Source organism: Faecalibacterium hominis (ex Afrizal et al. 2022), assembly GCF_049545105.1.
In the GTDB taxonomy this organism is placed as follows: domain Bacteria; phylum Bacillota; class Clostridia; order Oscillospirales; family Ruminococcaceae; genus Faecalibacterium; species Faecalibacterium duncaniae.
The window spans coordinates 2,546,891-2,573,247 of record NZ_CP186860.1; the positions used below are offsets into that span (position 1 = coordinate 2,546,891).

The following is a 26,357-nucleotide window of genomic DNA, read 5'->3' on the forward strand; positions in this document are numbered from 1 at the left end:
ACCTTGAAAACTGAATAATAACTGCGAAACAAAGATTATAGTAAGTTCTTTTAAGAAATATTGCAATTTCAAAAGGAAGGGTAACAATAATCTTCGTTGGCAAAAGAGAGAATCAAGAGGATACCAAATGTTCTGAAAGAACGTTTGAAAGGTCAAGCGAACAAGGGCGCAGGGCGAATGCCTTGGCACTGGGAGCCGATGAAAGACGTGATAAGCTGCGATAAGCTTCGGGGAGCTGCAAATAAGCATTGATCCGGAGATTTCTGAATGAGGAAACTCACCTGGGTTCATACTCAGGTACAATGCACTGAAATTTAAAATAGGTGTATTGAGGGAACCGCCTGAACTGAAACATCTAAGTAGGGCGAGGAAGAGACATCAAACGAGATTCCGTAAGTAGTGGCGAGCGAACGCGGAAGAGGGCAAACCGAGAGTAGAAATACTTTCGGGGTACGGACTGCTTTTAAGACTCAATCTGTTAACCGAACGGCATGGGAAGGCCGGTCAGAGAGTGTGAGAACCACGTAGGTGAAAACGGAGAGAGCTGCGCAGGATCCAGAGTACGGCCAGACACGTGAAACCTGGTCGGAATACGGGGGGACCACCCTCCAACCCTAAATACTACCCAGTGACCGATAGCGTATAGTACTGTGAAGGAAAGGTGAAAAGCACCCCGGGAGGGGAGTGAAAAAGAACCTGAAACCCTGTGCCTACAAGCACCTAGAGCGCGTCAAAGCGTGATAGGGTACTTTTTGTAGAACGGTCCGGCGAGCGATTGTATGCAGCAAGGTTAAGGACTTAAGGTCTGGAGCCGAAGCGAAAGCGAGTTTGAAAAGGGCGTTAAGTTGCATATAATGGGCCCGAAACCGGGTGACCTACCCATGGTCAGGTTGAAGTGGAAGTAAAATTCCATGGAGGACCGAACCGACCTCCGTTGAAAAGGCGGCGGATGAACTGTGGGTAGCGGAGAAATTCCAATCGAACCCGGAGATAGCTGGTTCTCCCCGAAATAGTTTTAGGACTAGCCTCAAGTTAGATACCTGGAGGTAAAGCACTGAATAGCCTAGCGGCCGAGAGGTTAGCGAAGCTTATCAAACTCAGAATGCCAGAGTATTGATGCTTGGGAGTCAGACAGTGTCAGATAAATGTCATTGTCAAAAGGGAAACAGCCCAGATCTACAGCTAAGGTCCCAAAGTCAGGTTAAGTGGAAAACGATGTGAAGATACGCAGACAACCAGGATGTTGGCTCAGAAGCAGCCACTCATTCAAAGAGTGCGTAATAGCTCACTGGTCGAGCGTCTTTGCGCGGAGAATTTAACGGGGCTAAACCTGACACCGAAGCTTAGGCAATACAGTAATGTATTGGGTAGGGGAGCGTTGTATACGCGGAGAAACAGTAGCGCAAGCGGCTGTGGAGTGTATAGAAGTGAGAATGCCGGAATGAGTAGCGCGAATGCAGTGAGAATCTGCATGGCCGAAAGCCTCAGGTTTCTGGAGGAAGGTTCGTCCGCTCCAGGTTAGTCGGGAGCTAAGGTGAGGCCGGAAGGCGTAGCCGATGCACAGACGGTAGAGATTCCGTCACCACCAAAAGAGTTAAGCACAGGGACACATATGAAGTCTCAGAGCCGGGTGTTGGTTCCGGTAGAGATCGAGGGAAATTAGTACCGAAGTCTGAGATGGAAGATGGCGAGAAAAGCTGTGTGTATTTCTGAGGTGCCCGTACCGCAAACCGACACAGGTAGGTAGGAAGAAGATTCTAAGGCCAACGGGAGAAGGGTTGTTAAGGAACTCGGCAAATTGACCCCGTAACTTCGGGAGAAGGGGTGCTCCAGAGATGGAGCCGCAGAGAATCGGCCCAAGCAACTGTTTACCAAAAACACAGGTTTGTGCTAAATCGAAAGATGACGTATACGAGCTGACGCCTGCCCGGTGCTGGAAGGTTAAGAGGAGATGTGCAAGCATTGAATCGAAGCCCCAGTGAACGGCGGCCGTAACTATAACGGTCCTAAGGTAGCGAAATTCCTTGTCAGGTAAGTTCTGACCCGCATGAAAGGCGTAATGATTTGGGCACTGTCTCAACAGCCCGCCCGGCGAAATTGTAGTACCGGTGAAGATGCCGGTTACCCGCGACAAGACGGAAAGACCCCATGGAGCTTTACTGTAGCCTAATATTGGGTTTCGATGTTGCATGCACAGGATAGATGGGACTCTTGGAAACCAAGGCTTTGGCTTTGGCGGAGAGGCCGTTGGGATACCATCCTTGCGATATTGGAATTCTAACCTGCGGCTCTGAATCGAGTCGGGGGACATTGTTAGGTGGGCAGTTTGACTGGGGCGGTCGCCTCCTAAAGAGTAACGGAGGCGTTCAAAGGTTCGCTCAGCTTGAACGGAAATCAAGCAAAAGAGTGCAAACGCAGAAGCGAGCCTAACTGCGAGACTGACGGGTCGAGCAGTAACGAAAGTTGGAGTTAGTGATCCGGTGGTATGTGAGTGGAAATGCCATCGCTCAACGGATAAAAGTTACCCTGGGGATAACAGGCTGATCTCCCCCAAGAGTCCACATCGACGGGGAGGTTTGGCACCTCGATGTCGGCTCATCGCATCCTGGGGCTGTATTCGGTCCCAAGGGTTTGGCTGTTCGCCAATTAAAGCGGTACGCGAGCTGGGTTCAGAACGTCGTGAGACAGTTCGGTCCCTATCTGTCGTGGGCGCAGGATATTTGATGGGAGCTGTCCCTAGTACGAGAGGACCGGGACGGACGTACCTCTGGCGCACCAGTTGTTCCGCCAGGAGCATAGCTGGGCAACTACGTACGGATCGGATAAACGCTGAAAGCATCTAAGCGTGAAGCCGACCCAAAGATAAGATATCCCACTGATTCAATCAGGTAAGATTCCTTGTAGACTACGAGGTTGATAGGCACGATGTGTAAGTGGAGTGATCCATTCAGCAAGTGTGTACTAATAGATCGAGGGCTTGACCACAATTCGCTTGAATTCTCAAGTCAATGACAAAATGTGAGCAGTGATTATTCAGTTTTGAAGGCACGTCCTTCAAGAAACACTGGACAAAGTAGAATAGAAATGTTATACTGAACCAGTCATATTGGTCGGTGACGATGACGGTGAGGTTCCACCTGTTCCCATTCCGAACACAGAAGTTAAGCTCACTCGTGCCCAAGATAGTTCGCTGGAAACGGCGCGTGAAAATAGGTAGTCGCCGACTTAAACAAAACCCCTGAGGAAGAAATTCTTCAGGGGTTTGTTGTTTTGGTGCGGTACTTTCTTTCACTGGCAAAGAAATTGCCAAAAGTTTCTATTTTTTCTTGATTTTTTTGTACATTATGTTATGATGATATTGAGGATGCTGGTTGACCAATCCCATTCTATAATGATGTGTTATCTAGTGACCTCGAATCCGCTTATTCAACATTAGACAGAAGAAAGGAAATCAGAAAGGATTAAATTATGAAACGTGCAATACTTGTACTGCTTTCGGTTGTTCTGATGCTGGGTGTGCTGTGCAGTTGCAGCACCAACGATAAGGCTGCGGATGATTCGGTTCAGACTACCACCTCTTCTCACCACTCTGGTCATCATGCAGAACCCGGTGAACCAAACCATCATAAATAAATCGGCATAGATGTAGTCCGCCGACTTACATGAAACCCCTGAGGAAGAGATTCCTTGGGGGTTTGTTTTTACCATTTTCCGAGAAAGAATATATGTTAGAGGGTTGCAGACTGGACTAAAAACTGGTATTCTCAGAACAGAAAGGGGTGAGAATATGCGTTCGGACATGACACGCAAAGATTCAGCAATGTATTATGCGATAATAATAGTACTTTTTGTATTTTGCAGTATTGTATTTTATGTGCAGACACATTACCAGCATACCTCGGCAATCAGGCCGGAGGACGATTATAAGGGCAAGATACCGCAGCTTCATAGTAGCGAGGATCGGGATGATGACGGTGTAGATGACCAGTTAGATATTCTGAACGGTGCACTGGCCTATGTGAGTACACATCCAAAATACAAAAGCCGCTACTATGAGAACGGCTATCCTGACGATAATTACGGAGTGTGCACTGATGTAGTGGCTTATGCGTTGAAATATGCCGGATATGATCTACAAGTGCTTGTGGACGCGGATATCCGGGTACACCCACAAGATTATATGGTAGCCGAGCCGGATGCAAACATAGACTTCCGGCGGGTGCGAAACCTGAATATATTTTTTTCACACACAGCAGTTGCCCTGACCACAGATGTCTCAGAAATAGAAGCATGGCAGGGTGGCGATATTGTAATCTTCGAAAGACATATCGGCATCGTGTCCGACCGACGAAATAAAAATGGAGTGCCCTATATCATTCACCACAATGATCCATGGCAGATGGCCTACGAGCAGGACATTCTGGAAAAACGAACTGACATCGTGGGTCATTACGAATTTCAAAATAAAAAGCGGTCCTACTGCACGGTTATGCACAATGCAGCAGGGGGGCATACTTTATTGGGCGGTATATCGGTTACGATACGGGCTTCTGCAGATAGTTCGCTGGAAACGGCGCGTGAAAATAGGTAGTCGCTGACTTAAGTGAAAGCTCTGAGATGAAAGTCTCAGGGCTTTTTTGTTGTGTATTACCGAAATGCGAAGATATAGTTTGTTCAAACCGCGCATAGCGTACTGCTTGACAAACTGACTACTATGTAATACAATATAGATAAGCTACAACGCATTGCATAGTAGATAGAAAGGAGGAAGCGGATTGGAAAATAATGCACAGCTGCTAAAGGGTGTATTGGAATATTGCGTGTTGCGGCTGATTGAAAAAGAACCAACCTATGGCTATGAAATAGTGATGCAGTTAAAACAGGTCGGTTTTGCAGAGATCAGCGAAAGCACGCTGTATCCGCTGCTTTTACGCCTGGAGCAGCAGGAGAAGGTGACAGTGGAGCGGCGACCTTCTCCCAAGGGCCCAAGCCGAAAGTACTATGTGATCACCGAAAAGGGGACGGATTCTCTTTTGGATTTTCAACAGGAATGGAACCGACTGTGCGGTTTGGTAGAAAAGATTTTTCGGGAGGATAGAAGATGAATAACTATTTCACCTTGCGAAGAGCGAACCGTCTGCGCGTAAAACTGCTCAACAGCAAAAGCCAGGAGCAAATCAGAGAGGTTATTCGATATCTGCGGCGTACCAGTTGGGATGAGTGCGGCGTAGAGCTGATATACAGTGACCTGATCGATATGGCGGTGCAGGCCAATGAGAATGGGCAGGAACTATTCAACGTGATTGAGGATGCAAAAACCTTTGCTGAGGAGGTTAAGCCAAGCCTTAAAACTTTGAGGACTGGAGATTATTTCTGGTTTGTGGCACCACTGTATTTCTTCTTTTGCTGGGGGATAGGGGGTCTGCTGCTGTATCCGGTGGTTCCGGACTGGGTGTTTGAACTCTCACTTGGGTATTTGATGCAGCTTGTGGTCTGCATAACTGCTTTTTGCTGGCTGTTCCGGAGAATGATGGAGCAGGCGGGGTTTCCGCCAAGCAAGCATCGTCTGAAATACTGCGGCTGGCTGGTGCTTTATATTGCAGTGCTGTATGCAACAGGTGCATTTTTTACACGGATCGCTGGAGCTTTTGTTTTGCTGCGCCTGCCGATTTTGCCCTATGCCCTTTTCAGTCTCCTGCTGGGTGCGGGGTTGTATGGCATAAAATTTTGGAGGTATGGCAAAGATGAACGCTTGAGAGAACGTATCTGAATCCTCTTTATGATGTACGTCTGCCGGGCTATGGAAAACAAGCTTATTCCTGACCCTAACAAAGTACAGAAGCGCTTCATCCTCTCCCGGATGAGGCGCTTCTTTTCTCATGGATGATGGGTGCTTACTGCCCTCCGTGGCGGCGGTCCTCGGCGGTAAGCTCCTGCTGTAGCGCGGCCTTGCGATGGTCGAGCAGCAGGTCTTTGTTGTACCGGAAATAGCGGTCGCAGCCATTTTCGGTGATGAAAGCATGGGAAGCAGGGTTCAAGGTCAGCTCCGTGACGAACACCACCATCTCCTGGCTTTCGGCAAAGGCGTTCTCCATAAAGTCAAATGCAGCTTCCAGCGCGGCGCTGGCGGCTTCCTGTGCCTGATCCCGGGCCTCGGCAAGGGACTGGAACTGTGTGCGCAGGAGGTCAAAGGCGGGCTGTGTGCTCACCGCATTGGCGCGGCGCAGCTCCGCATCCCAGCTGCGGAGGGCGGCATACACCTGCAGGCGGGTATTCAGCGCGTCATGGCTCAGCAGACCGGCGGCACGCTGGCGCTGGGTCTCGGCATCATAGTCCGTGACCATCTGAGCGAACAGGGTAAGCTCCCCATCCGGGATGTCTGCAGGCAGGGTGGAAAAGCCCTGTTTGGCCTCCCTCAGGAAGGCGTAGCAGGCATCGGCGACGGCATCGGCCTGCCGGGAGGCAGTGAACCGGGTGTTCAGACCGGACAGGATCAGACTGACCAGCGAGAGCCGTTCATCAAACGGTGCATTGAGCAGGCGGGCATAAACGGCAGGCTTGACCTGACCGGCCAGGATCTCCTCTACGCCGTAGTCATCACGATACTTATAATAGAGATCAAGATAGGCAGAGAAGTCCTCTGCGATCTTCTGGTGCTGGAGATACTGCCGGATGAGCGCTTCATCTGCCTGCAGGCCCAGCGATTCATAGGTGTCCAGCAGGTTGGACAGATCCTCCCAGCCGCGGGCAGTGACGAACTGTGTGCCGTCCACGTCGGCGTTGATCTGGTAGAAATTCTGGGGATGCAGATCGAGGTAGCTCAGGATGGCACTGTGGATGTGGGCTGTGCGGGCGTAATCCTTCCATACCTGCAGGTCGGGCTCAATGTCCATCCGACGGACACGGTCCAGCGTGACGATATCGAAATCGCGGACGGATTTGTTATACTCCGGCGGGTTGCCTGCCGCCACGATGACCCAGCCGGCAGGCATAGCCTGGTTGCCGAAGGTCTTGCACTGCAGGAATTGCAGCATGGTGGGGGCCAGAGTCTCGGAAACGCAGTTGATCTCGTCGATGAAGAGGATGCCCTCTTTCAGACCGGTGGCTTCCATCTTGGCGTAGACGCTGGAAATGATCTCGCTCATGGTGTATTCGGTCACAGAGACATCCTTGTCGCCATAATGGCGCTGCCGGATGAAGGGCAGGCCCACGGCGCTCTGGCGGGTGTGGTGGGTGATGGTGTAGGCCACCAGTGCCACGCCGCACTCCCGGGCGGCCTGCTCCATGATCTGGGTCTTGCCGATGCCCGGAGGGCCCATCAGCAGGATGGGGCGCTGCCGGATGGAGGGAATGGCATATTCGCCCAATGTGTCCTTGGCCAGGTAGGCTTTGACAGTGTGTTCGATCTCTTCTTTGGCGCGTTTGATATTCATAAGTTTACATCCTCACGAGTTGTTCAATTCACGGTAAGGGTCGTCCTCTTCGGCCAGCGCGTCGGCCAGTGCCGATGCGGCCCGGGCCGTTGGCCCTGAAAATTCATCCTCATCCAGAACCACCTTCATGGCCCAGGGGGGAACGTTGGCATCGTCGAATTTTTCGCCCAGGAACAGGAACGCGGTGTCGTAGGCTGGGCGGCGGGCCGGGTAGGTGCCCATGCCATCGGTAAAATAGAGCAGGCCCCGCAAGTGGGAGAACTTCTTCTCGGCGCAGAGCTGGTTCACATATTCAAAGGCAGGCCGGAAATCGGTGCCGCCGCCGCCCCGTAGCTCAAAGTGGTTCATGGCATGGATGAGGTCGTCTTCGTTACGGATGAGCAGATCCTGCCGGATGGCGTTGTCTGCCTGAATGAGATGCAGGTTCATCCGGTGAAAGAAGTTCTCCCGCCCTTTCAGCAGGGTATAGGTTTCGGCCAGAAAGGCCCGTACCAGCTCGCCGGAGGTGGAGTAGCTGGTGTCAATGACCAGCGCCAGCTCCTCGATCTTCTTGCTTTCCCGGGTCTCCAGCGGCTCGATCAGGGGCATGTTTCCGTAGACCGACAGGCCGTAGGTGTAGAAGTTCAGGTCGAACTCATCCGGATCGAGGTGGACCTCCTCCCGGGTCACGCAGAACCGGCGCAGGAAATCCTGATAGCTCCGGCGGCTGCGGTTGGCGGCCTTGACCTGCTGCTTCAGGGCATCGGCACCGTCACCGGCTTCCTTGTCCCGCAGGTCCAGCTCGGTCTGCATCCGCTCACCGATCTTCTGCCACGTCTTCTGGGGCAGGGGCATGGGCATCTGCTGGGGCTGCTCGGGGGCATCCTTGGGCCACAGGCGGTGGTCATCGGTGTAGAATTCCCGCTCCAGCTGGCGCAGAATGCCGGGGGTCTGGCCCGCCAGCCATCGGTAAGCCGGGGCAGCGGCCACCACCCTGCCCTCTGCGGCAATGGCGGCGTAGGCGTTCTGGCGCACCCAGGTCAGCGGGCGCTTGACACTGGAACGATTCAGGCTGTCCAGCACATTCTCCACGGCAATATCGCAGGCCAGATTCCACAGCCGGGCATCCCGCTTGCCCTTGAGCCAGAGATGCCGGAATACGCAGTGGAATACCGTGTGCAGATACAACCGATTGAGATATTTTGGGTTCTCCTGGTAGAGCCGCAGTAGGGCGCTGGGCTGATAATAGAGGTTCACGCCGTCTGTGGCCAGCACGCCGCACCGCTCGTCCGGTACCGGGGTCAGGGCACTGAGAGCCATATCCAGAAAGCGGAAGTCGAGGTACAGCCCGCTGCGCACCACAGCCAGCACCTCGCCGCCCATCCGGGCCTGCCACTCCTCGTGGGTCTCAGGCCGTTTGGATGCAAAGGGCTTGCGGGGGTCAAAGAATTTCTCTTTTTCAGAAATCAAAATCATACCTCCGCTTCTTCGGGGCGGAACCCCTCTTTTTGTGCTCTGCGTCGGCCAGCAGCGCCGCGGCAGCTGCGTTGTCTGCCTTGGCGGCAAGTGCCGCGCCCTCAGCAAAGGCAGCAGCATCCAGCACATCCAGCGCCAGCAGATCCTTTATGCTGTCGGTATCCTGTGCCTTCAGCAGGCGCTGGAGCACAAGGCCGGTGTGAGCGGCCAGAAATTCACGGTAGGGGGCCTTTGCCTTTTCGGTCAGGTTCCATGGCCAGCGCAGGCGGTCGAAGCAGAGCATAGCCGCCACGCCCTGATCCTCGGCGGCGTGGCCGTCCGGGAAGATGGCATCATATTCTGCGGAAAGGATTTTTCCATCCAGAAAACACTGCCTGTAATGATATCCCTGCCCCGAAAAGGTGTGAAGCAGGATGTGGGCGGGGCTTTCTTCTACGTCCTCCCAGTAGGCGGGGTACCATAGCCCTGCCCGGGGACGCGCCTCACCCGGGAGCCAGAACATTGCCCGCACGGCCTCGGTGATGTTGTTCACAAGGGCGAACAGGCCGGTCTTTTCCTCGGGAGCGGCCCGGACAAGGAGGTCTGCCAACGCAAAGCAGTTCAGGAACACGTCGCTGCCCACGGTCAGATCTCCGGCTCCCACACTGAGCCGCCGCAGCCTGCGGCAGTTGTAAAAGGCGCAGCTGCCGATGACCTGCAGGCTGTCCGGCAGGATGATCTCCTCCACGAAATTGCCGCACACCGGGTGCAGCTCCTCCGGGGCAGCAGGCTCTTTCCCGAAGTCGAGGTCGTAGCGGCCATGCCGTCCGGTCAGGTCGCGGCCAAAGGCCTGCACAAGGGTGCAGGTGCCGTCCGGGCTGACTTCATAGCGGCAGAGCGTATCGGCCCCGGGCAGGCTTCTGGGCTTCTCGGAGAAGCAGTAGTCCCCCAGCTCGGTGATGGCCAGCACCCCGCCCTCCGGGCCCGGTACGCTTGCGGGAAGGGCCGCACAGGGCGCGTCGCCGTAAACACGGGTCAGGCGGGCGGTGTTCTTCTGTAACGGGATGATATCGATAAACATAGGGGCTCCTAACAAAAAAACTGCTGCACGGGAAGAGCCGTGCAGCAGTTGGGAGGGATGCGGTTACTGTGCGGCCTGTGAAGAAGCGGTAGAGGCGGCCGCATTGTCGGCAGCTGGAACCGTGCCGGTATTGGCAATATACAGGCTGAGGAACACACCCATAATGAGGGTGGCAACAGCCATCAGGATCGCATTCCGGATCAGATGCTTTTTCATCTGTTTGTACTCCTTTGAAAGGATTTACTTTGCAGGCTTGAAGCTGTCGCGCAGGGTGACCACGCGGTTGTACACGCCGGGGTTCTTGCTGTCCGGGGTGAAGAAGCCGGTGCGGACAAACTGGAACTTCTCGCCGGGCTTGGCATCCTTCAGGCTCTCTTCCAGCTTGCAGCCCTTGCGCACCACAACGCTCTCGGGGTTCAGGTAATCCTTGTAGTCGCTGCCCTCGGGGATGGCGTTCATGTTGGCCTCGGTAAACAGCTTGTCGTACAGGCGGACTTCAGCATCCACAGCGTGGTCAGCGCTGACCCAGTGGATGGTGCCCTTGACCTTGCGGCCATCGGCGGGGTTGCCGTTGCCGGTCTCAAGGTCGGCGGTGCAGTGGATGGCGGCGATGCTGCCGTCGGGGTTCTTCTCCACGCTCTCACACTTGACGATGTAAGCGCCCATCAGACGAACCTCGCCGCCAATGGTCAGGCGCTTGAACTTCGGGGGCGGCACCTCAGCAAAGTCCTCGCTCTCGATCCACAGCTCGCGGGTAAAGGCGACCTTGCGGGTGGAGGCATCGTTGGCTTCGCGGTTGGGGTTGTTGGCCACCTCAAAGAATTCGGTCTTGTCGGCGGGGTAGTTGTCCACGACCAGCTTCACAGGGTCCAGTACGGCGATCCGGCGCTGGGCGGTCAGGTCCAGCTCACTGCGGATGCAGGCTTCCAGCTGACGCATGTCGATCAGGTTGTCGGACTTGGAGATGCCGGCCTCCCGGACAAAGGTGAAGATGGAGGTGGGGGTGTAGCCGCGGCGGCGCAGGCCGCACAGGGTCGGCATCCGGGGATCATCCCAGCCGTCCACGATGCCCATTTCCACCAGCTCGCGCAGGTAGCGCTTGCTCATCACGGTGTTGGTCATGTTCAGGCGGGCGAACTCGCGCTGCTTGGGGAACTCGGTGCCAAAGATATTCTCGATGACCCAGTTGTACAGGGGACGATGATTCTCGAACTCCAGGCTGCACATGCTGTGGGTGATGCCCTCAATGGCATCCTGGATGGGATGCGCAAAGTCGTACATGGGATAGATGCACCACTTATTGCCCTGGCGGTGGTGTTCGGCATACTTGATGCGGTAGATGGCCGGGTCACGCATATTCATGTTGGGGCTGGCTAGGTCGATCTTGGCGCGCAGAGTCTTTTCACCCTCCTGGAACTCACCGGCACGCATCCGGCGGAACAGGTCCAGATTCTCCTCCGGGGTGCGGTCACGCCACGGAGAGGGACGGCTGGGCTTGCCGGCATCGGCACCACGGTACTCGCGCATCTCGTCACGGGTCAGGTCGTCCACGTAGGCCTTGCCCTCCAAGATGAGCTTCTCGGCGTACTCGTAGCACTTGTCAAAGTAATCGCTGCCATAGAAGATGCCGCCGTTGGGGTCAGCGCCCAGCCAGTGCAGATCCTCAATGATGCTGTTGACATACTCCTCACCTTCGCGGGCGGGGTTGGTGTCGTCCAGGCGCAGGTTGAACTTGCCGCCATACTGGTTTGCGATGGACCAGTTGATGTAGATGGCCTTGGCGCTGCCGATGTGCAGGTAGCCGTTGGGCTCCGGCGGGAAGCGGGTATGGATTTCGCTGATCTTACCCTCGGCCAGGTCAGCGTCGATGATCTCCGTCAAAAAGTTTTTATCTGCCATAGTGGTTTCCCCCTTGGTTTCAGGGCATCGCAGCCCGGAATTACACTTTCTTTCAATACACTTTATAATACACCATTTTTGGCTCTGCTTCAAGGCAAAAATACAAAGTAAGGGTGGTTTTCGGTGCCCCGGGCAGATTTCTGCATTCTACGCACTTGACGAATGCACAAAAAAAGGGTATAGTATGGTAGTATTCATTTTTACGGGGTGTTGCGCAGTTGGTAGCGCGCCTGCTTTGGGAGCAGGAGGCCGCGAGTTCGAGTCTCGCCACTCCGACCAGGATAAAAGCCACGATACAGCGCTGGAAATGGCGATTGCATCGTGGCTTTATTTGTTGTATAAATGCTCTGAAAATGCTGGTTTGTGCGTCTTTTGTGCGTTATTGGCGCAAAAACTGCTGACAGAACAGACAGAGTTAAACCGTGAATTTTGTACAGCTTTACACTGTTCAACAAGAACGAAATGTGCTATATTGTTTATGGGGCAGGATAGGCATTTTATAACAGCCCCGCCGGAAAAGAGGTTGAATATGCTGTCTGACGCGAAGAAAAAGGCAAATGCCAAGTGGGACAAGGCCCATATGATGATTTTGGGCTGTAAGGTCCGTAAGGATTTTGCGGCCCAGTTCCGGGAGGCCTGTGCCGCAGCGGGAACCACCCCCAACGCTGTTCTGAAACAGGCAGCGGAACAGTTTTTAAAAGAACATGCGGTGTCAGAGGAGAAAACCGCCGTGGAAGAATGCGCATAATATCCATACGAAAGGACAGGTGCAACATGAGTACAAGAGAATTGGCAAGAACCCTGCTGGACGAGATGCCGGATAGTGATTTGATCTATCTGGTGGCGTATATGCAGAGCTTAAAGGCTCTCAAAGATGCAGAAATTCCCAACGCCAAGACACAAGCGGCGATTGATGAAGTGGACAGCATGATTAGAACCGGCGAGGGAGAACACTTTGAAGGCTCTACCGCTGACTTCTTCGCTCAACTGGCGGCGGAGGGCTAAACCGTGTTAAAACTGAACACTTCCACGCAGTTTAAGAAAGATTATAAAACCTGCATCAAGCGGCATTATAAAATGGATTTGCTGCAAGCAGTTGTTGATGTACTGCGAGTGCCTGACGCATTGCCACAAAAGAACCGAGACCACAGCTTAACAGCCCTGTTGCTCATCATCGAGCGGCAGGGCTGTTGTGCTGTCCAATAATGCGGATTTTTAAGTGGGCTTTTGCGTTTTTTGACCGGAAGCTGTTTGGGATTCTTCGTGCTCCAATATGCAGCAAAGCCAAAAAGGCACGCTGATCCGTTTGAGATCAGCGTGCCTTTTTGGCTTTGTTTCTGTCATTTAGATGATATAATCATTCCCCGCCTGATCGGGTGCGGCGAGGTCGGCCAGAGTGATCTTGCCAAAGTAGTCGGCGATCATGTCGTTCAGGCCCTTCCACATCGTATAGGTTCGGCAGTTGGGCATCCGTTCGCAGGCGGGAGCACCGGGCACAAGGCAGCTCACGGGGGCAAGGCTGCCCTCGGTCAGCAGCAGGATCTCTGCCACGGTGTACTGGTCGGGGGTGCGGGTCAGCCGGTAGCCGCCGCCCTTGCCGCGCAGACCTTCCAGAAAGCCGTTCTGCACCAGCACCTTCAGGATGTTTTCCAGATATTTTTCCGAGATCTCCTGCCGTTCGGCGACCTCCTTCAGCGGCACATACCGCTCCGCCTGGTGTTCGGCCAGGTCGATCATTACGCGCAGTGCGTAACGGCCCTTGGTTGAAACGATCATAGCTTTTCTCCTTATCAACCCCTCAGACGCTTTGCGCCAGCGGCCCAGTCAGGGGCGGCAATGCGCAGGCATGGATGGTGGGGTTGTCCTCTTCTCATTAACAAACCTATTATACAACAGGGTTTGTAACTTTTCAATCGCTTTTTTCGCTTTTTCCATTGACAAAGGGGGAAAAGAGGACTATAATACCATCAAACCTACAAACCATGTTGGTTTACAGGAAATATGGAATGCGTCAGAATAACATCCCGGGCTCTGCGCCCGCAGAGGGAGGACTTTTACTATGAGCAAGATTTACACTTCCGCAGATCAGCTGATTGGCCACACTCCGCTGCTGGAGCTGACCCATATCGAGAAGGAAGCAGACCTGAAGGCCACCGTTCTGGCCAAGCTGGAATACTTCAACCCCGCCGGCTCTGTCAAGGATCGCATTGCCAAGAAGATGATCGACGATGCCGAGGCCACCGGCAAGCTGAAGCCCGGTTCCGTGATCATTGAACCTACCTCCGGCAACACAGGCATTGGTCTGGCCGCTGTGGCCGCTGCCAAGGGCTACCGCATCATCATCGTGATGCCCGAGACCATGAGCGTGGAGCGCCGCCAGCTGATGAAGGCTTACGGCGCAGAGCTGGTCCTGAGCGAGGGCGCAAAGGGCATGAAGGGTGCCATTGCCAAGGCGGATGAGCTGGCAAAGGAGATCCCCAATGCCTTTATCCCCGGCCAGTTCGTGAACCCTGCCAATCCGCAGGCGCACATCGAGACCACCGGCCCTGAGATCTGGGAGGACACCGATGGTCAGGTCGATCTCTTTGTGGCTGGCGTTGGCACCGGCGGCACTGTTACCGGCGTGGGCAAGTACCTCAAGAGCAAGAACCCCAATGTCAAGGTCGTGGCTGTGGAGCCTGCCTCCTCTCCCGTGCTGAGCAAGGGCGTTGCAGGTGCGCACAAGATCCAGGGCATCGGCGCGGGCTTTGTGCCGGATGTGCTGGATACCAAGGTTTACGATGAGATCATCACCGTGACCAATGAGGATGCCTTTGCGACCGGCCGCCTCATCGGCCACAAGGAAGGCGTTCTGGTGGGTATCTCTTCCGGTGCAGCGGTCTGGGCTGCGCTGGAGCTGGCAAAGCGCCCCGAGAACGCAGGCAAGAAGATCGTTGCTCTGCTGCCCGATACCGGCGACCGTTACCTGTCCACCCCGCTGTTTGCTGAATAAGCTGTAACCACACAAGCCGCTGCGCAGAAATTTTTGCGCAGCGGCTTTTTTTGTGCTACAATAAACCCATCAATTCCAAGGAGAACTGTTATGAACTACTACGCCGCCCCGATGGAGGGGCTGACAGACCGCATCTGGCGGCAGGCCCACCAGCGCTGGTTCGGTGCACCGGAGGCCCCGGTGCGGTACTATGCGCCGTTTCTCTCGCCGCCGGAGAACCGGGTACTCATCAAAAAGAAGATGGCTGAGCTGGAACCGGCGGCCAACCCGGGGGTGCAGGTCATCCCGCAGCTGTTGGCAAAGGACGGCGAACTTGCGGCCTGGATGATCGGGGAACTGCGCCGGATGGGCTATACCGAGGTCAATCTGAACTTCGGGTGTCCCTCCGGCACCGTGACAGCCAAGGGCAAGGGCTCCGGGATGCTCCGGGACCCGCAGAAGCTGGATGCCTTTCTGGACGCTGTCTTTTCGCAGGCAGGCGGGCCGGTGTCGGTCAAGACCCGGTTGGGCGTGGCCCGGGCGGAGGAGTTCGGGGAGATCCTGGACGTTTACAACAAATACCCCCTTTGCGAGCTGACCATCCACCCCCGGGTGATGAAACAGCTCTACCGTGGACAGGCCGACCGGGAAGCCTTTGCTGCTTACCTGCCCGCCTGCACTGTTCCGGTCTGCTACAACGGCGATGTGACCACTGTGGATGACCTGCGGGCACTGGAAGCGGCATTTCCGGGACTGTCGGGCATCATGGTGGGCAGGGGCCTCATTGCAGACCCTGCCCTTCTGCGCAAGGCTGTGGGCGGCTCTGCCGCTTCCCGGGAAGAACTGCGCGGCTACCATGATGAACTTTATCACGGCTACACCGAAGCCTTTGGGATGGCCAGCTGTGCCGTGAGCCGGATGAAGGCCCACTGGTTCTACCTCATCCACCTTTTCGATGGGGCCGACGCACTGGAAAAGCCCCTGCGCAAGGCCCGGGAAGGCTGGGAGTATGAGACGGTGGTGAACCAGATCTTTGCCTGCTGGCCAAAATAAAAAGTCCGCTGCCTCCTGCGAGGCAGCGGACTTGTGTAAGCACGGCTCAGACGTTCAGGTAGCTGCGGAGCATGGCCTGCAGCAGATCGTCACGGTCAACCTTGCGGATGAGGGAGCGGGCTCCCTTGTATGTGGTGATATAGGTGGGATCTTCGGACAGGATATAGCCCACCAGCTGATTGACCGGATTGTAGCCCTTCTCCTTTAATGCATCGTACACCTGCTGTACGATCTCGTGAATCTCGTAGTCCTTTTTGTCGTGGATCGAAAAAATAGCAGTCGCGTCGCCCACGCAATGCACCCCCTTCGGTATCCCTCTCGCATTCCATTCCGAGAGGTCATTGGAACTTATAGCCCATTGTACACGAAATGAACGCTGACTTCAAGATTCCAAGCTGGAATTTGCACACTTTGAATAAAAAATTTTGAAAATTTGAGTAAAAAGAACGGAGCGGATTTTCCGTTCAGGAGGTTTTTCATGGTCTACGGAATCGGCTGCGACCTGTGCAGCATTGCGCGGATGGAAAAGAGCCTGCTGGGCCCCCATGGCGCGGTCTTTGCACGCCGGGTGTTCGGCCCGGCGGAGCAGGCGGCACTGGGCCTGCCTCTGGCAGAGGAAGAGGGCACGGCCCGCCGCACCGCCCATACCGTGGCCAGCGCGGCGGCGGACTTTGCGGCCAAGGAGGCTTTCCTCAAGGCGGCGGGCACCGGTCTGCGGGAGCCCTTCTCCCTCTGCGAGATCGAAGCCGTCCGCCTGCCCGGCGGGGCACCGGCCTATCACTTTTCCGGCCGGAGCGCCCAGTGGGTGGAAGCACACCGCCTGCGGGCACATCTCTCCCTGAGCCATGAAGACGGCATGGCCATGGCGTACTGCATCCTGGAAACGGAAACCTGAACTTCTCGTCTGCATACAATGGAATAAGCCCGCGCGTGCATAGCGGCCCGGCAGTCGGCTCATACTAAAGGCAGAGCGACTGAGGATGCGCAAAACGCACCACATAGCGGGCGCATCCTCCAAGATCAGGGAGGGAAGATTCCATGGAGGTACACAGAGGAGAAGTTTTTTACGCCGATCTTTCGCCGGTGGTGGGCTCGGAACAGGGCGGTATCCGGCCGGTGCTCATCGTCCAGAACGAGATCGGCAACCGGCACAGCCCCACCGTGATCGCAGCGGCCATTACATCCCGGCTGGACAAAGCCCGCCTGCCCACCCATATCAATATCCGGGCGGCAGATACCGGCCTTGCCAAGGACAGTGTGGTGCTGCTGGAACAGATCCGCACGCTGGATAAGCACCGCCTGCGCGAGCGGGCCGGGCAGATCACGCCTGAGGATCAGCGCCGGGTGAATCAGGCACTGGATGTCAGCCTTGGGCTGGACAGCTACTGACAAAAAAATGAGACTGCCAAGGCCTGGCAGTCTCATTTTTTTGATGATTCCGGTTATTTTACGCTGTCCTGCGCGTCGTGGAGCAGGGCATATTCGCGGATCTTTTCCAGCGTCTGCTCACTCAGGATATGCTCTGCCTTGCAGGCATCCTCGGCGGCGACCTCCTCGTCCACGCCCAGCTGCACAAAGAAATGGGTCAGCAGGCGGTGGCGGCTGTAGATGCGCTCTGCGATCTCGCGGCCCGGTTCCAGCAGGGTCAGGTTGCCCTCACCGTCCACCGCGATATAGCCGTTCTCCCGCAGCTTCTTCATGGCAATGCTCACGCTTGCCTTGGTATAGCCCAGCTCATTGACCACGTCGATGGAACGGACACGGCCCATTCTCTGGTTGAGCATCAGGATCGTTTCAAGATAATCTTCTGCGGATTGGTGGATCTGCATGGTATCGGCCTCCTGCCTTCTTGATTCCCGGCCCGGGGCTGAAAACGCACGTCGGTTCGGTTTGTTATAGAATACCACATTCTCCCGGGGGATGCAAGCAATCCCTAAAAGTTTGTTAAAACAAACCGATTTGAACATGAAAAATTTGTGGGTTTGTGCGCAGGAACCACCGGGCAGCAGGCAGGGGGAAAGGGAAGAGGAAGGTAAAAGGAAGGTTTTTTGTGTGAAACTCACAGTCTCCAACGTGTTTTTGAACAACAGCTGTGCAAGCCGCAGAAAATGGCTCCAAGACAGAAATTAGGTGTGTCGAAATCTGTTTTTTGTGATAAAATAAGAACAGATATGCGCTTTCAGCATCTGATTTCATCGTCAAGACAACAGGAACATTGAAGGAGTTGTAAGTATGTCCAACGAGATCAATCCGATGGCATTTTTCCAGGAACCCAGCGTGGCAGACCTGCGTCTGCTGGCCTGCCCCGGTGCAGAGGAGCTGACCGAGCTGATCGACCGGCATCTGGTGGAATGGGCAAAGTCCGCAGGCGTGGAGAAGGATAGCTTTATCATTCCCTGCGAGTGCCCCCGCTTCCAGAGCGGTGACGCAAAGGGCCTGGTCAGGGAGTCTGTGCGCGGCGACGATATCTTTATCGTTATCGATCCGGGCAATTACAGCGTTACCTACAACCTGTTCGGTTACGAGAACCACCTCTCGCCGGATGATCACTTTGCCAACCTCAAGCGCCTGATCCAGGCAGTGGCCGGCAAGGCACACCGTGTGTCCGTTATCATGCCCAGCCTGTACGGCGGCCGCCAGCATCGCCGCGTGGTTCGCGAGAGTCTGGACTGCGCTGTGGCCCTGCAGGAGCTGCAGACCATGGGCGTGCGCAACATCATCACCTTTGATGCCCACGATCCCCGCGTTCAGAACGCTGTGCCGCTGCTCAGCTTCGACAATGCAATGCCCACCTATCAGGTGCTCAAGAGCCTGCTGAAGAAGAACCCTGAGATCAGCTTTGATAAGGAGAAGTTCATCGTGGTCAGCCCCGACGAGGGTGCCATGAACCGCAACATGTACTTCTCCAGCGTGCTGGGCTGCAATCTGGGCATGTTCTACAAGCGCCGCGATTACACCCGCGTGGTGAACGGCCGCAACCCCATTGTGGCACACGAGTACCTGGGCGATTCCGTTGAGGGCAAGACTGTCTTTATCGCCGACGATATCATCGCTTCCGGCGAGAGCATGCTGGAGGTTGCCGGCAACCTGAAGGAGCGCGGCGCTGCCCGCATCATTGCCAACGCGACCTTCCCGCTGTTCACCAGCGGCCTGAAGAAGTTCGATCAGGCAGTTGCCGATGGCAAGCTGGACTACGTTGTGGGCACCAACCTGACCTACCGCCAGCCCGAGCTGCTGACCCGCGACTGGTATGTTGACGTGGATGTCTCCAAGTATGCTGCCTACTTTGTGGTGGCACTGAACCACGATATGTCTGTTTCCAGCATCATCGATCCCATCAAGAAGATCGAGGCTCTGCTGGCAAAGCGCGGCTGATCAGAAAAAATGCAATGCAAAAGGAGCTGTACTCCCGCGGGGGTACAGCTCCTTTTCGTATGTACAGCATTCGGCGGAAGCCGGGGCTGCTGTTCCTCAGCGGTTCCGGTAGGCCTCCGGGCCTTCCAGATACAGATCTCCGCCGTGGGCATCCAGGATGACAGTCAGGGGCATATCCTGCACGGTCAGGCGGCGGACGGCTTCACAGCCGAGGTCGGGCCAGGCGATGACCTCCAGCGTCTGGACGCTTTTGGCCATCAGGGCACCGGCACCGCCCAGAGCGGCCAGATAGACCGCGCCGTTGCGGACAACGGCTTCCTTGACGGCGGCATCCCGCTTGCCCTTGCCGATCATAATTTTGTTGCCCAGATCCAGCAGGCGGGGGCTCATGGCATCCATCCGGCCGCTGGTGGTGGGGCCGGCAGAGCCGATGACCTCACCCGGGCGCTCCGGGGTGGGGCCGACGTAGTAAATGGCGCTGCCCTCAAGGTCGAAGGGGAGCGGTTCGCCCCGGTCCAGTGCTTCGATCATCCGCTTATGGGCCTGATCCCGGGCGGTATACACCACGCCGGAGAGCAGCACGGTATCGCCTGCCCTGAGGGGGGCCAGATCCTGGGCGGTGCAGGGGGTGGTCAGTCTGTATTCCATTGCAAAGCCCCTCCTTACAGCCGGGCCGACGCGCGGCGGGTGACATGGCAGGAAACGTTCACAGCCACGGGCAGGCCCGCCACATGGGTGGGCATCTGTTCAATGGCAAGGCCCAGACAGGTGGTCTGGCCGCCAAAGCCCTGCGGGCCGATGCCCAGCTCATTGATGGCGGTCAGCAGCTCCCGCTCCAGGCCGGCATAGTAGGGATCGGGGTTGGGAACATCCAGCGGGCGGAGCAGTGCCTTTTTGGCCAGATAGGCCACCTTGTCAAAGCTGCCGCCCACGCCGATGCCCAGCACGATGGGCGGGCAGGGGTTGGAACCGGCCAGCTGGACGGTCTCCAGCACGAACTTCCGGAAGCCCTCCACGCCGTCGGCGGGCTTGAGCATCTGGATGCGGCTCATGTTCTCGCTGCCAAAGCCCTTGGGGGCCACGGTGATGGTGCAGCCGTCGCCGTCCACCAGATGAACGGTGATGGCGGCGGGGGTGTTGTCGCCGGTGTTGCCCCGGCGCAACGGGTCGGCCACGATGCTCTTGCGCAGGTAGCCGTCGGTGTAGCCGCGGCGCACGCCTTCGTGGATGGCGGCCTCAAAGCTGCCGTCGATGTGGACATCGGTGCCCAGCTCCACGAACACGCAGGCCATGCCGGTGTCCTGGCAGATGGGCAGGTCTTTTTCTCTGGCGGCGCTCAGGTTGGACCACAGCAGGTCCAGGGTATTCTTTGCCAGCGGCCAGGGCTCTTCCTGCCGGGCCTTGTCCAGTGCCGCCTGCACATCCTGCGGCAGGCGGGTGTTGGCCTCGATGCAGAGCCGGGCTACGGTATCGGTGATGGCTTGTGCGGAGATGTTCCTCATCTCGTGTTCCTCCCTTTACAGGCGGGCAACGCCGGTCTCGCGGGCAGCCTTTGCCACAGCAGCAGCCACAGCCTCGGCTACACGGGGGTCAAATGCGCCGGGGATGATGTTCTCCTCGCTGCGGTCGGCATCGGTGATCAGGTCGGCAATGGCGTAGGCGGCGGCCAGCTTCATCTGGTCGTTGATGTCGCGGGCGCGGACGCTCAAAGCACCCTTGAACAGGCCGGGGAAGCAGAGCACATTGTTGACCTGGTTGGGGAAGTCGCTGCGGCCGGTGGCCATCACGCGCACGCCGCCTGCCTTGGCTTCGTCCGGCATGATCTCCGGGGTGGGGTTGGCCATGGCAAAGACGATGGCATCCTTGTTCATGGTCTTGCACAGCTCGGTGGTCAGGATGCCGGGGCGGGACACGCCGATGAATACGTCGGCTCCCTCGATGGCTTCCTTCAGGCCGCCCTTGATCTGGCGGGGGTTGGTCACCTCGCCCAGCCAGTTCTTGTGGGCCTCGGCGCTGTTGCAGCCCTTGTACAGGGTGCCGAACTGGTCCACGGCCACGATATCCTTTGCGCCAGCGGTCATGAGCATCTTGATGATGGCAGTACCGGCAGCACCGGGGCCGTTCAGGACGATGTGCACGTCCTCCATCTTTTTGCCCACCACGCGCAGGGCATTGATGAGGGCAGCGGTCACCACGATGGCGGTGCCGTGCTGGTCATCGTGGAACACGGGAATATCCAGCTCCCGCTCCAGCGTCTCTTCGATCTCAAAGCACTCGGGGCTCTTGATATCCTCCAGATTGATGCCGCCAAAGGTGGGGGCAATGGCCTTGCAGGCCGCGATCACGCTGGCGGCATCGTGGGCATCGATGCAGATGGGGAAGGCATCCACGCCGCCGAACTCCTTGAACAGCACGGCTTTGCCCTCCATCACAGGCAGACCGGCCTCGGGGCCGATGTCACCCAGGCCCAGCACGGCGGTGCCGTTGGAAACAACGGCCACCATGTTGCCCTTGAAGGTGTACTTATAAACATCGTCGGGGTTTTCCTTGATCTTGCGGCAGGGCTCGGCAACGCCGGGGGTGTAGGCGGTAGACAGGTCATCACGGGTCTTGACCTCCACCTTGCTGGTAATGCCCACCTTACCGTGGTGGGTCTCGTGCATTTCAAGGGCGGCTTTGTTGTAATCCATGGGGTGTTCCTCCGTTTGTATCGGGCGCTTCCCGCGGAAGGGAGCGGCCGGGGTTTCTCGTATCTCCTTTATTTTAACAGAACCGGGCGGGCATTTCCACCGGAAAAGCCGCTTTTTCGGCCGGTGCCCCGCAAAAGTCGGACAAACCCGGCGCTCTATTTGTGGAATTTCTGCAAAATTCTTTTCTTTTTCACTTTTGCCCTTTATAATAAGGTCTGTACTATGCGACCCGAATCTGAACCCGGCGGGATGCCGGTGTTCCAACAGGAGGAACTTTATTTTGAAAAAGATCATCACAAAGGCGGTCTGCCTGCTCTGCGCCGGTGCGCTGGTGCTGGGCGCAGCAGGCTGCTCCAAGTCCGCTGATTCTTCTTCTGCCGCTTCCAGCACAGCCGCCGCTGTTTACGGCAGCGCGGAAGATTACGATTACGAGAACTTCTCCTACAGCAGCGGTCTGGACGAGAATGGCTACTGGGAGGGCGTGAAGGCGCTTGACTATGTCACCCTGCCCGAGAACTTTGCAAGCCTTACCTTCAAGCGTTCTGAGATCGAGCCCACCGAGGAAGAGGTCCAGAGCGAAATCGACAGCCTGCTCAGCGACCACGCCACCGAGAAGCAGGTGACGGACCGTGCCGCAGCGGACGGTGATACCGTCAACATCGACTATGCCGGGTCCGTGGATGGCGTTGCGTTCAGCGGCGGCACTTACAGCGGCTACAGCCTGACCCTGGGCAGCGGTACTTTCGTCGATGGCTTTGAGGATCAGATCGTAGGCCACACCCCCGGCGAGACCTTTGATGTCACCGTGACCTTCCCGGAGGGATACAGCGATTCTACCGATTTCGAGGGCAACACCGTTGTCCTGAGCGGCAAAAAAGCCGTGTTCTCCGTTACCCTGAACTACATCAGCGAGAAGGTCCTGCCCGAGCTGACCGATGCGTGGGTGGCCGAGAACTACGGCGAGAGCGATGATGTTCACACCGTGGAGGAGCTGAAAGCGCTCTACCAGAAGATGCTCTACAACACCAACCTGCAGAACGCCATCATGGACGACCTGCTGGCGAACTCCACCTTCAAGGAGCTGCCCAAGGAGGTCACAGATTATCAGGTGAACCAGTGCCTGAACTACTACTACACCATGGCCAACTACTACGGCTACGATCTGGACAGCTTTGTGCAGACCGCCGCTGGCTATGAGAACGCCGATGCCCTGCTGGAGGGGATGAGCGACAGCATCACCACCTACTCCAAGGAGGCCCTGCTCTATCAGGCAGTGGCCGAGACACTGGACATCGTGCCCACCCAGGAGCAGATCGATACCTATTCCTCCTACACCGGCACCTACGGTGAGAACTACTGCACCATGGTCGCCCTGATGGATGCCGTCACCGATGCGCTGACGGAAAGCGCAGTGGTGAGCTGAGTGCCCTGCCCCCATATCAAGAGAACTTGTGCCGCTTCGGGTCTGCCGGGGCGGCATTTTTGTCTTGTTTGCAAACAATTTGTGAATTGTTGCCGTACCATCGAAAACCCTATTGACAAAGTGGGGTGTTTGGAGTATAGTTTTAGCAGTCGAGCAGATAGAGTGCTAAAAATGAAATGGCAATCAATCTGAAAGACTGCTGAAATAACACTTCCGGTACGAATGGAGGTCGATTCTATGAATACCAATCAATATACGCAGAAAACACTGGAAGCCCTGCAGGCTGCCCAGCAGCTGGCTGTGGAGTACCAGCACAACGCTTTGGAGCCGGAACATCTGCTGCACGCCCTGGCTTCGCAGGAGCAGGGCCTGATCCCGCAGCTTCTGCAGAAGCTGAACGTGGACCCGGGCAGCTTTGCCGCTGCTGTGGCCGAAAAGCTGTCGGCCCTACCCCGGGTGTCTGGCTCCGGCCGTGACCCGGACAAGGTCTATATCTCGCAGGCAGCGGATAAAGTCCTGAGCGCCGCCGCCCGGGAAGCCAAGGCCATGAAGGACGAATACGTCAGTGTTGAGCATGTGTTCCTGGGCCTGCTGGATGAGCCGACCCAGAACACCACGGAGCTGTTCCGCGCCTTCAACATCAAGAAGGATGCGTTCCTGCAGCAGCTGACTGCCGTGCGCGGCAACCAGCGCGTGACCAACGACAACCCCGAGGATACCTACAACGCCCTGCAGAAGTACGGTCAGGATCTGGTCGATCTGGCCCGGAAGCAGAAGCTGGACCCCGTGATCGGCCGTGATCAGGAGATCCGCAATGTGATCCGCATCCTGTCCCGTAAGACCAAGAACAACCCCTGCCTGATCGGTGAGCCCGGCGTTGGCAAGACTGCCATCGCCGAGGGCCTGGCCCAGCGGATCGTGCGCGGCGATGTGCCCGAGAACCTGAAGGACCGCACCGTGTTCAGCCTGGACATGGGCGCTCTGGTGGCCGGTGCAAAGTACCGCGGCGAGTTTGAGGAGCGCCTGAAGAGCGTCCTGAATGAGGTCAAGAAGAGCGAGGGCAAGATCATCCTCTTCATTGATGAGCTGCACACCATCGTGGGTGCGGGCAAGACCGACGGTGCCATGGACGCGGGCAACCTGCTCAAGCCCATGCTGGCCCGGGGCGAGCTGCACTGCATCGGCGCAACCACGCTGGACGAATACCGCCAGTATATCGAAAAAGACCCCGCTCTGGAGCGCCGGTTCCAGCCGGTGCAGGTGGATGAGCCCACAGTGGAGGACACCATCTCCATCCTGCGTGGTCTGAAGGAGCGCTATGAGGTGTTCCACGGCGTGAAGATCAGCGATAATGCGCTGATCGCCGCCGCAACCCTCTCTGACCGCTATATCACCGACCGCTTCCTGCCGGATAAGGCCATCGACCTGGTGGATGAAGCCTGCGCCATGATCAAGACTGAGATGGACAGTATGCCCAGCGAGATGGATGATCTGGCCCACCGCATCACCCAGCTGCAGATCGAGCAGGTCAGCTTGAAAAAGGAGACCGATGCCCTGAGCCAGAGCCGCCTGCATGAGCTGGAAAAGGAACTGGCCGAGCTGCAGGATAAGTTCCGCAGCATGAAGGCAAAGTGGGAAAACGAGAAGAACGCCATTGGCAAGGTGCAGACCCTGCGTGAGCAGATCGAGCAGACCAATGCCGCTATTGAGAAAGCCCAGCGTGAGTATGACCTGAATAAGGCTGCTGAGCTGAAATACGGCAAGCTGCCCGAGCTGCAGAAACAGCTGGAAGCGGAGGAAAAGTTGGCCAACGAGAAGAAGGAGGACAGCCTCCTGCGTGACCGCGTGACCGACGAGGAGATCGCCCGGATCGTGGCCCGCTGGACCGGCATCCCGGTGGAGAAGCTGGTGGAGGGCGAGCGCGAGAAGCTGCTGCACCTGGACGATGTGCTCCACAAGAGAGTCATCGGTCAGGACGAGGCCGTGACCAAGGTGAGCGAGGCCATCCTGCGCAGCCGCGCCGGCATCGCCAACCCCAACCGCCCCATCGGCAGCTTCCTCTTCCTCGGCCCCACCGGTGTGGGCAAGACCGAGCTGGCCAAGGCGCTGGCACAGGCTCTGTTTGACGATGAGCGCAACATGGTGCGTATCGATATGACGGAGTATATGGAGAAGTTCAGCGTCAGCCGCCTGATCGGCGCGCCTCCGGGATACGTTGGTTATGAGGAGGGCGGCCAGCTGACCGAGGCTGTCCGCCGCAAACCCTACAGCGTGGTGCTGTTCGATGAGGTGGAAAAAGCCCACCCCGACGTGTTCAACATCCTGCTGCAGGTGCTGGACGATGGCCGCATCACCGACAGTCAGGGCCGTACCGTGGACTTCAAGAACACGGTCATCATCCTGACCTCGAATCTGGGCAGCGACATCATCCTGAACGATCTGGAGCAGCGCCGGGCCAATGGCTCCAACGAGCTGAGCGAGGACGCAAAGCATCAGATCGACTTGCTGCTCAAGAGCAAGTTCCGCCCCGAGTTCCTGAACCGTCTGGACGAGATCGTCTACTACAAGAGCCTGACCAAGGACGAGATGCGCAAGATCGTGGATCTGCAGCTGGCAGACCTGCGCAGCCGCATGGACGAGGGCAAGCACCTGAATCTGGACGTGACCACCGCCGCCAAGGACTACATCATCGATTCTGCCTACGACAGCGTCTATGGTGCCCGCCCCATCAAACGGTTCATCCAGAGCCGGGTGGAGACCCTGATCGCCAAGGCGATCATTCAGGGCCGCTATGCCGAGGGCAGCACCCTGACCGTGGATTACGACGGAAATGCCCTTGTGCTGAAATGATTTTCCACAGTTTTGCCAGTTTTTTACCTCTGTGCCGGCTGTAATGCTTGCATGGGGGTGCGGAATATGATATTATAACAAGTAACATTGATGTGCTTTTCATCGCGGAACAGCCACGGTGGAAAGCACATTTTTGTATCCCTAGGAA

The 26,357-nt window shown here is 56.6% G+C and carries 24 protein-coding genes, 1 tRNA gene and 2 rRNA genes; 16 read left to right on the forward strand and 11 right to left on the reverse strand.

The annotated features are described in order from the left end of the window. Window positions 1–150: 150 nt before the first annotated feature. The 5 genes from ACKXGA_RS12250 to ACKXGA_RS12270 all read left to right on the forward strand — a co-directional run bounded on the left by ACKXGA_RS12250 (window position 151) and on the right by ACKXGA_RS12270 (window position 5,770). Window positions 151–2,985, forward strand: a 23S ribosomal RNA gene (locus ACKXGA_RS12250). Between the two features lie 124 nt (window positions 2,986–3,109). After that, window positions 3,110–3,226: ribosomal RNA gene (gene rrf / locus ACKXGA_RS12255) — 5S ribosomal RNA — on the forward strand. A gap of 561 nt (window positions 3,227–3,787) precedes the next feature. Beyond that, the gene (locus tag ACKXGA_RS12260) at window positions 3,788–4,591 is read left to right on the forward strand and encodes a DUF1287 domain-containing protein (protein ID WP_423729599.1); all 804 of its coding nucleotides are present in this window, start codon (window positions 3,788–3,790) and stop codon (window positions 4,589–4,591) included. Window positions 4,592–4,775: 184 nt separating this feature from the next. Further along, window positions 4,776–5,105, forward strand: coding sequence for a PadR family transcriptional regulator (locus ACKXGA_RS12265; RefSeq protein WP_117477412.1), 330 nt, complete (start codon window positions 4,776–4,778; stop codon window positions 5,103–5,105). Further along, a complete protein-coding gene (locus tag ACKXGA_RS12270) occupies window positions 5,102–5,770 on the forward strand; it encodes a hypothetical protein (protein ID WP_423729600.1) in 669 nt (222 codons plus the stop codon). Before ACKXGA_RS12265 ends, ACKXGA_RS12270 begins: the two co-directional genes overlap by 4 nt. 124 nt (window positions 5,771–5,894) lie before the next feature. On the opposite strand, the gene ACKXGA_RS12275 is transcribed toward ACKXGA_RS12270, so the two are convergent. From ACKXGA_RS12275 to ACKXGA_RS12295, 5 genes are all read right to left on the reverse strand, one after another. Then, window positions 5,895–7,433, reverse strand: a complete 1,539-nt coding sequence (locus tag ACKXGA_RS12275; RefSeq protein ID WP_423729601.1) for an AAA family ATPase — start codon at window positions 7,431–7,433, stop codon at window positions 5,895–5,897. 12 nt (window positions 7,434–7,445) lie between these two features. Further along, window positions 7,446–8,888, reverse strand: a complete 1,443-nt coding sequence (locus ACKXGA_RS12280; RefSeq protein ID WP_423729602.1) for a VWA-like domain-containing protein — start codon at window positions 8,886–8,888, stop codon at window positions 7,446–7,448. Further along, entirely contained in the window at window positions 8,872–9,948 is a 1,077-nt protein-coding gene (locus ACKXGA_RS12285) for a leucine-rich repeat protein (RefSeq protein WP_423729603.1), read from the reverse strand. The genes ACKXGA_RS12280 and ACKXGA_RS12285 overlap by 17 nt, the downstream gene beginning before the upstream one ends. 63 nt (window positions 9,949–10,011) lie before the next feature. Continuing rightward, window positions 10,012–10,164 (reverse strand): hypothetical protein, encoded by a 153-nt coding sequence (locus tag ACKXGA_RS12290; RefSeq protein WP_005936439.1) that lies wholly within the window; start codon window positions 10,162–10,164, stop codon window positions 10,012–10,014. Between the two features lie 24 nt (window positions 10,165–10,188). Then, complete coding sequence (locus tag ACKXGA_RS12295) at window positions 10,189–11,847, reverse strand: glutamine--tRNA ligase/YqeY domain fusion protein (RefSeq protein ID WP_156075173.1); 1,659 nt, start codon at window positions 11,845–11,847, stop codon at window positions 10,189–10,191. Window positions 11,848–12,050: 203 nt separating this feature from the next. Here ACKXGA_RS12295 and ACKXGA_RS12300 point away from each other — a divergent pair. The 4 genes from ACKXGA_RS12300 to ACKXGA_RS12315 all read left to right on the forward strand — a co-directional run bounded on the left by ACKXGA_RS12300 (window position 12,051) and on the right by ACKXGA_RS12315 (window position 13,053). After that, a tRNA-Pro gene (locus ACKXGA_RS12300) sits at window positions 12,051–12,126 on the forward strand. Window positions 12,127–12,154: 28 nt separating this feature from the next. Next, on the forward strand, window positions 12,155–12,595 hold the full coding sequence (locus ACKXGA_RS12305; RefSeq protein WP_423729604.1) for a hypothetical protein: 441 nt from the start codon (window positions 12,155–12,157) through the stop codon (window positions 12,593–12,595). A 26-nt stretch (window positions 12,596–12,621) separates the two neighbouring features. After that, complete coding sequence (locus ACKXGA_RS12310) at window positions 12,622–12,852, forward strand: hypothetical protein (RefSeq protein WP_117536024.1); 231 nt, start codon at window positions 12,622–12,624, stop codon at window positions 12,850–12,852. A gap of 3 nt (window positions 12,853–12,855) precedes the next feature. Next, window positions 12,856–13,053 (forward strand): type II toxin-antitoxin system mRNA interferase toxin, RelE/StbE family, encoded by a 198-nt coding sequence (locus ACKXGA_RS12315; RefSeq protein WP_097771795.1) that lies wholly within the window; start codon window positions 12,856–12,858, stop codon window positions 13,051–13,053. Between the two features lie 138 nt (window positions 13,054–13,191). Here ACKXGA_RS12315 and ACKXGA_RS12320 read toward each other — a convergent pair whose 3' ends face one another. Beyond that, complete coding sequence (locus ACKXGA_RS12320) at window positions 13,192–13,623, reverse strand: RrF2 family transcriptional regulator (protein WP_117477394.1); 432 nt, start codon at window positions 13,621–13,623, stop codon at window positions 13,192–13,194. A gap of 283 nt (window positions 13,624–13,906) precedes the next feature. Here ACKXGA_RS12320 and cysK point away from each other — a divergent pair, with 283 nt between their 5' ends. Both cysK and ACKXGA_RS12330 read left to right on the forward strand, forming a co-directional pair. After that, the gene (gene cysK, locus ACKXGA_RS12325) at window positions 13,907–14,839 is read left to right on the forward strand and encodes a cysteine synthase A (RefSeq protein ID WP_005936447.1); all 933 of its coding nucleotides are present in this window, start codon (window positions 13,907–13,909) and stop codon (window positions 14,837–14,839) included. A 90-nt stretch (window positions 14,840–14,929) separates the two neighbouring features. Further along, window positions 14,930–15,871, forward strand: coding sequence for a tRNA dihydrouridine synthase (locus ACKXGA_RS12330; protein WP_423729605.1), 942 nt, complete (start codon window positions 14,930–14,932; stop codon window positions 15,869–15,871). 46 nt (window positions 15,872–15,917) lie between these two features. On the opposite strand, the gene ACKXGA_RS12335 is transcribed toward ACKXGA_RS12330, so the two are convergent. After that, complete coding sequence (locus ACKXGA_RS12335; RefSeq protein ID WP_005936452.1) at window positions 15,918–16,163, reverse strand: IreB family regulatory phosphoprotein; 246 nt, start codon at window positions 16,161–16,163, stop codon at window positions 15,918–15,920. A 186-nt stretch (window positions 16,164–16,349) separates the two neighbouring features. Between ACKXGA_RS12335 and ACKXGA_RS12340 the strand changes: the two genes are divergently transcribed. Further along, entirely contained in the window at window positions 16,350–16,766 is a 417-nt protein-coding gene (locus tag ACKXGA_RS12340; protein ID WP_117534600.1) for a holo-ACP synthase, read from the forward strand. Between the two features lie 143 nt (window positions 16,767–16,909). Then, window positions 16,910–17,260, forward strand: a complete 351-nt coding sequence (locus ACKXGA_RS12345) for a type II toxin-antitoxin system PemK/MazF family toxin (RefSeq protein ID WP_005936458.1) — start codon at window positions 16,910–16,912, stop codon at window positions 17,258–17,260. Window positions 17,261–17,313: 53 nt separating this feature from the next. Here the strand turns inward: ACKXGA_RS12345 and ACKXGA_RS12350 are convergent, their stop codons facing one another. Beyond that, the gene (locus ACKXGA_RS12350; protein ID WP_035395062.1) at window positions 17,314–17,700 is read right to left on the reverse strand and encodes a metal-dependent transcriptional regulator; all 387 of its coding nucleotides are present in this window, start codon (window positions 17,698–17,700) and stop codon (window positions 17,314–17,316) included. A gap of 403 nt (window positions 17,701–18,103) precedes the next feature. Between ACKXGA_RS12350 and ACKXGA_RS12355 the strand changes: the two genes are divergently transcribed. Further along, the gene (locus ACKXGA_RS12355) at window positions 18,104–19,246 is read left to right on the forward strand and encodes a ribose-phosphate pyrophosphokinase (RefSeq protein ID WP_156059949.1); all 1,143 of its coding nucleotides are present in this window, start codon (window positions 18,104–18,106) and stop codon (window positions 19,244–19,246) included. A gap of 96 nt (window positions 19,247–19,342) precedes the next feature. Here the strand turns inward: ACKXGA_RS12355 and ACKXGA_RS12360 are convergent, their stop codons facing one another. The 3 genes from ACKXGA_RS12360 to ACKXGA_RS12370 are packed head-to-tail and all read right to left on the reverse strand — an operon-like array spanning window position 19,343 to window position 21,936. Beyond that, complete coding sequence (locus ACKXGA_RS12360) at window positions 19,343–19,894, reverse strand: Fe-S-containing hydro-lyase (RefSeq protein ID WP_005936462.1); 552 nt, start codon at window positions 19,892–19,894, stop codon at window positions 19,343–19,345. A 14-nt stretch (window positions 19,895–19,908) separates the two neighbouring features. Continuing rightward, window positions 19,909–20,748 (reverse strand): fumarate hydratase, encoded by an 840-nt coding sequence (locus ACKXGA_RS12365; protein ID WP_098923225.1) that lies wholly within the window; start codon window positions 20,746–20,748, stop codon window positions 19,909–19,911. Between the two features lie 15 nt (window positions 20,749–20,763). Beyond that, window positions 20,764–21,936, reverse strand: coding sequence for an NAD(P)-dependent malic enzyme (locus ACKXGA_RS12370; RefSeq protein ID WP_098923223.1), 1,173 nt, complete (start codon window positions 21,934–21,936; stop codon window positions 20,764–20,766). A gap of 280 nt (window positions 21,937–22,216) precedes the next feature. On the opposite strand from ACKXGA_RS12370, the gene ACKXGA_RS12375 reads away from it, so the two are divergent. Both ACKXGA_RS12375 and clpB read left to right on the forward strand, forming a co-directional pair. After that, on the forward strand, window positions 22,217–23,359 hold the full coding sequence (locus ACKXGA_RS12375; protein ID WP_423729606.1) for a trigger factor: 1,143 nt from the start codon (window positions 22,217–22,219) through the stop codon (window positions 23,357–23,359). A gap of 237 nt (window positions 23,360–23,596) precedes the next feature. After that, window positions 23,597–26,209 carry an ATP-dependent chaperone ClpB gene (gene clpB / locus ACKXGA_RS12380; protein WP_423729607.1) on the forward strand — a complete coding sequence of 871 codons (2,613 nt, stop codon included), beginning with the start codon at window positions 23,597–23,599 and terminating at the stop codon, window positions 26,207–26,209. Window positions 26,210–26,357 lie beyond the last annotated feature (148 nt).

What these genes read in the sequence shown, in the direction of transcription:
- ACKXGA_RS12260 (WP_423729599.1), top strand. Translation starts at nt 3,788, where the DNA reads ATGCGTTCGGACATGACACGCAAAGATTCAGCAATGTATTATGCGATA.
- ACKXGA_RS12270 (WP_423729600.1), top strand. Translation starts at nt 5,102, where the DNA reads ATGAATAACTATTTCACCTTGCGAAGAGCGAACCGTCTGCGCGTAAAA.
- ACKXGA_RS12275 (WP_423729601.1), bottom strand. Translation starts at nt 7,433, where the DNA reads ATGAATATCAAACGCGCCAAAGAAGAGATCGAACACACTGTCAAAGCC.
- ACKXGA_RS12280 (WP_423729602.1), bottom strand. Translation starts at nt 8,888, where the DNA reads ATGATTTTGATTTCTGAAAAAGAGAAATTCTTTGACCCCCGCAAGCCC.
- ACKXGA_RS12285 (WP_423729603.1), bottom strand. Translation starts at nt 9,948, where the DNA reads ATGTTTATCGATATCATCCCGTTACAGAAGAACACCGCCCGCCTGACC.
- ACKXGA_RS12290 (WP_005936439.1), bottom strand. Translation starts at nt 10,164, where the DNA reads ATGAAAAAGCATCTGATCCGGAATGCGATCCTGATGGCTGTTGCCACC.
- ACKXGA_RS12295 (WP_156075173.1), bottom strand. Translation starts at nt 11,847, where the DNA reads ATGGCAGATAAAAACTTTTTGACGGAGATCATCGACGCTGACCTGGCC.
- ACKXGA_RS12305 (WP_423729604.1), top strand. Translation starts at nt 12,155, where the DNA reads ATGGCGATTGCATCGTGGCTTTATTTGTTGTATAAATGCTCTGAAAAT.
- ACKXGA_RS12310 (WP_117536024.1), top strand. Translation starts at nt 12,622, where the DNA reads ATGAGTACAAGAGAATTGGCAAGAACCCTGCTGGACGAGATGCCGGAT.
- ACKXGA_RS12320 (WP_117477394.1), bottom strand. Translation starts at nt 13,623, where the DNA reads ATGATCGTTTCAACCAAGGGCCGTTACGCACTGCGCGTAATGATCGAC.
- cysK (WP_005936447.1), top strand. Translation starts at nt 13,907, where the DNA reads ATGAGCAAGATTTACACTTCCGCAGATCAGCTGATTGGCCACACTCCG.
- ACKXGA_RS12330 (WP_423729605.1), top strand. Translation starts at nt 14,930, where the DNA reads ATGAACTACTACGCCGCCCCGATGGAGGGGCTGACAGACCGCATCTGG.
- ACKXGA_RS12340 (WP_117534600.1), top strand. Translation starts at nt 16,350, where the DNA reads ATGGTCTACGGAATCGGCTGCGACCTGTGCAGCATTGCGCGGATGGAA.
- ACKXGA_RS12345 (WP_005936458.1), top strand. Translation starts at nt 16,910, where the DNA reads ATGGAGGTACACAGAGGAGAAGTTTTTTACGCCGATCTTTCGCCGGTG.
- ACKXGA_RS12350 (WP_035395062.1), bottom strand. Translation starts at nt 17,700, where the DNA reads ATGCAGATCCACCAATCCGCAGAAGATTATCTTGAAACGATCCTGATG.
- ACKXGA_RS12355 (WP_156059949.1), top strand. Translation starts at nt 18,104, where the DNA reads ATGTCCAACGAGATCAATCCGATGGCATTTTTCCAGGAACCCAGCGTG.
- ACKXGA_RS12360 (WP_005936462.1), bottom strand. Translation starts at nt 19,894, where the DNA reads ATGGAATACAGACTGACCACCCCCTGCACCGCCCAGGATCTGGCCCCC.
- ACKXGA_RS12365 (WP_098923225.1), bottom strand. Translation starts at nt 20,748, where the DNA reads ATGAGGAACATCTCCGCACAAGCCATCACCGATACCGTAGCCCGGCTC.
- ACKXGA_RS12370 (WP_098923223.1), bottom strand. Translation starts at nt 21,936, where the DNA reads ATGGATTACAACAAAGCCGCCCTTGAAATGCACGAGACCCACCACGGT.
- clpB (WP_423729607.1), top strand. Translation starts at nt 23,597, where the DNA reads ATGAATACCAATCAATATACGCAGAAAACACTGGAAGCCCTGCAGGCT.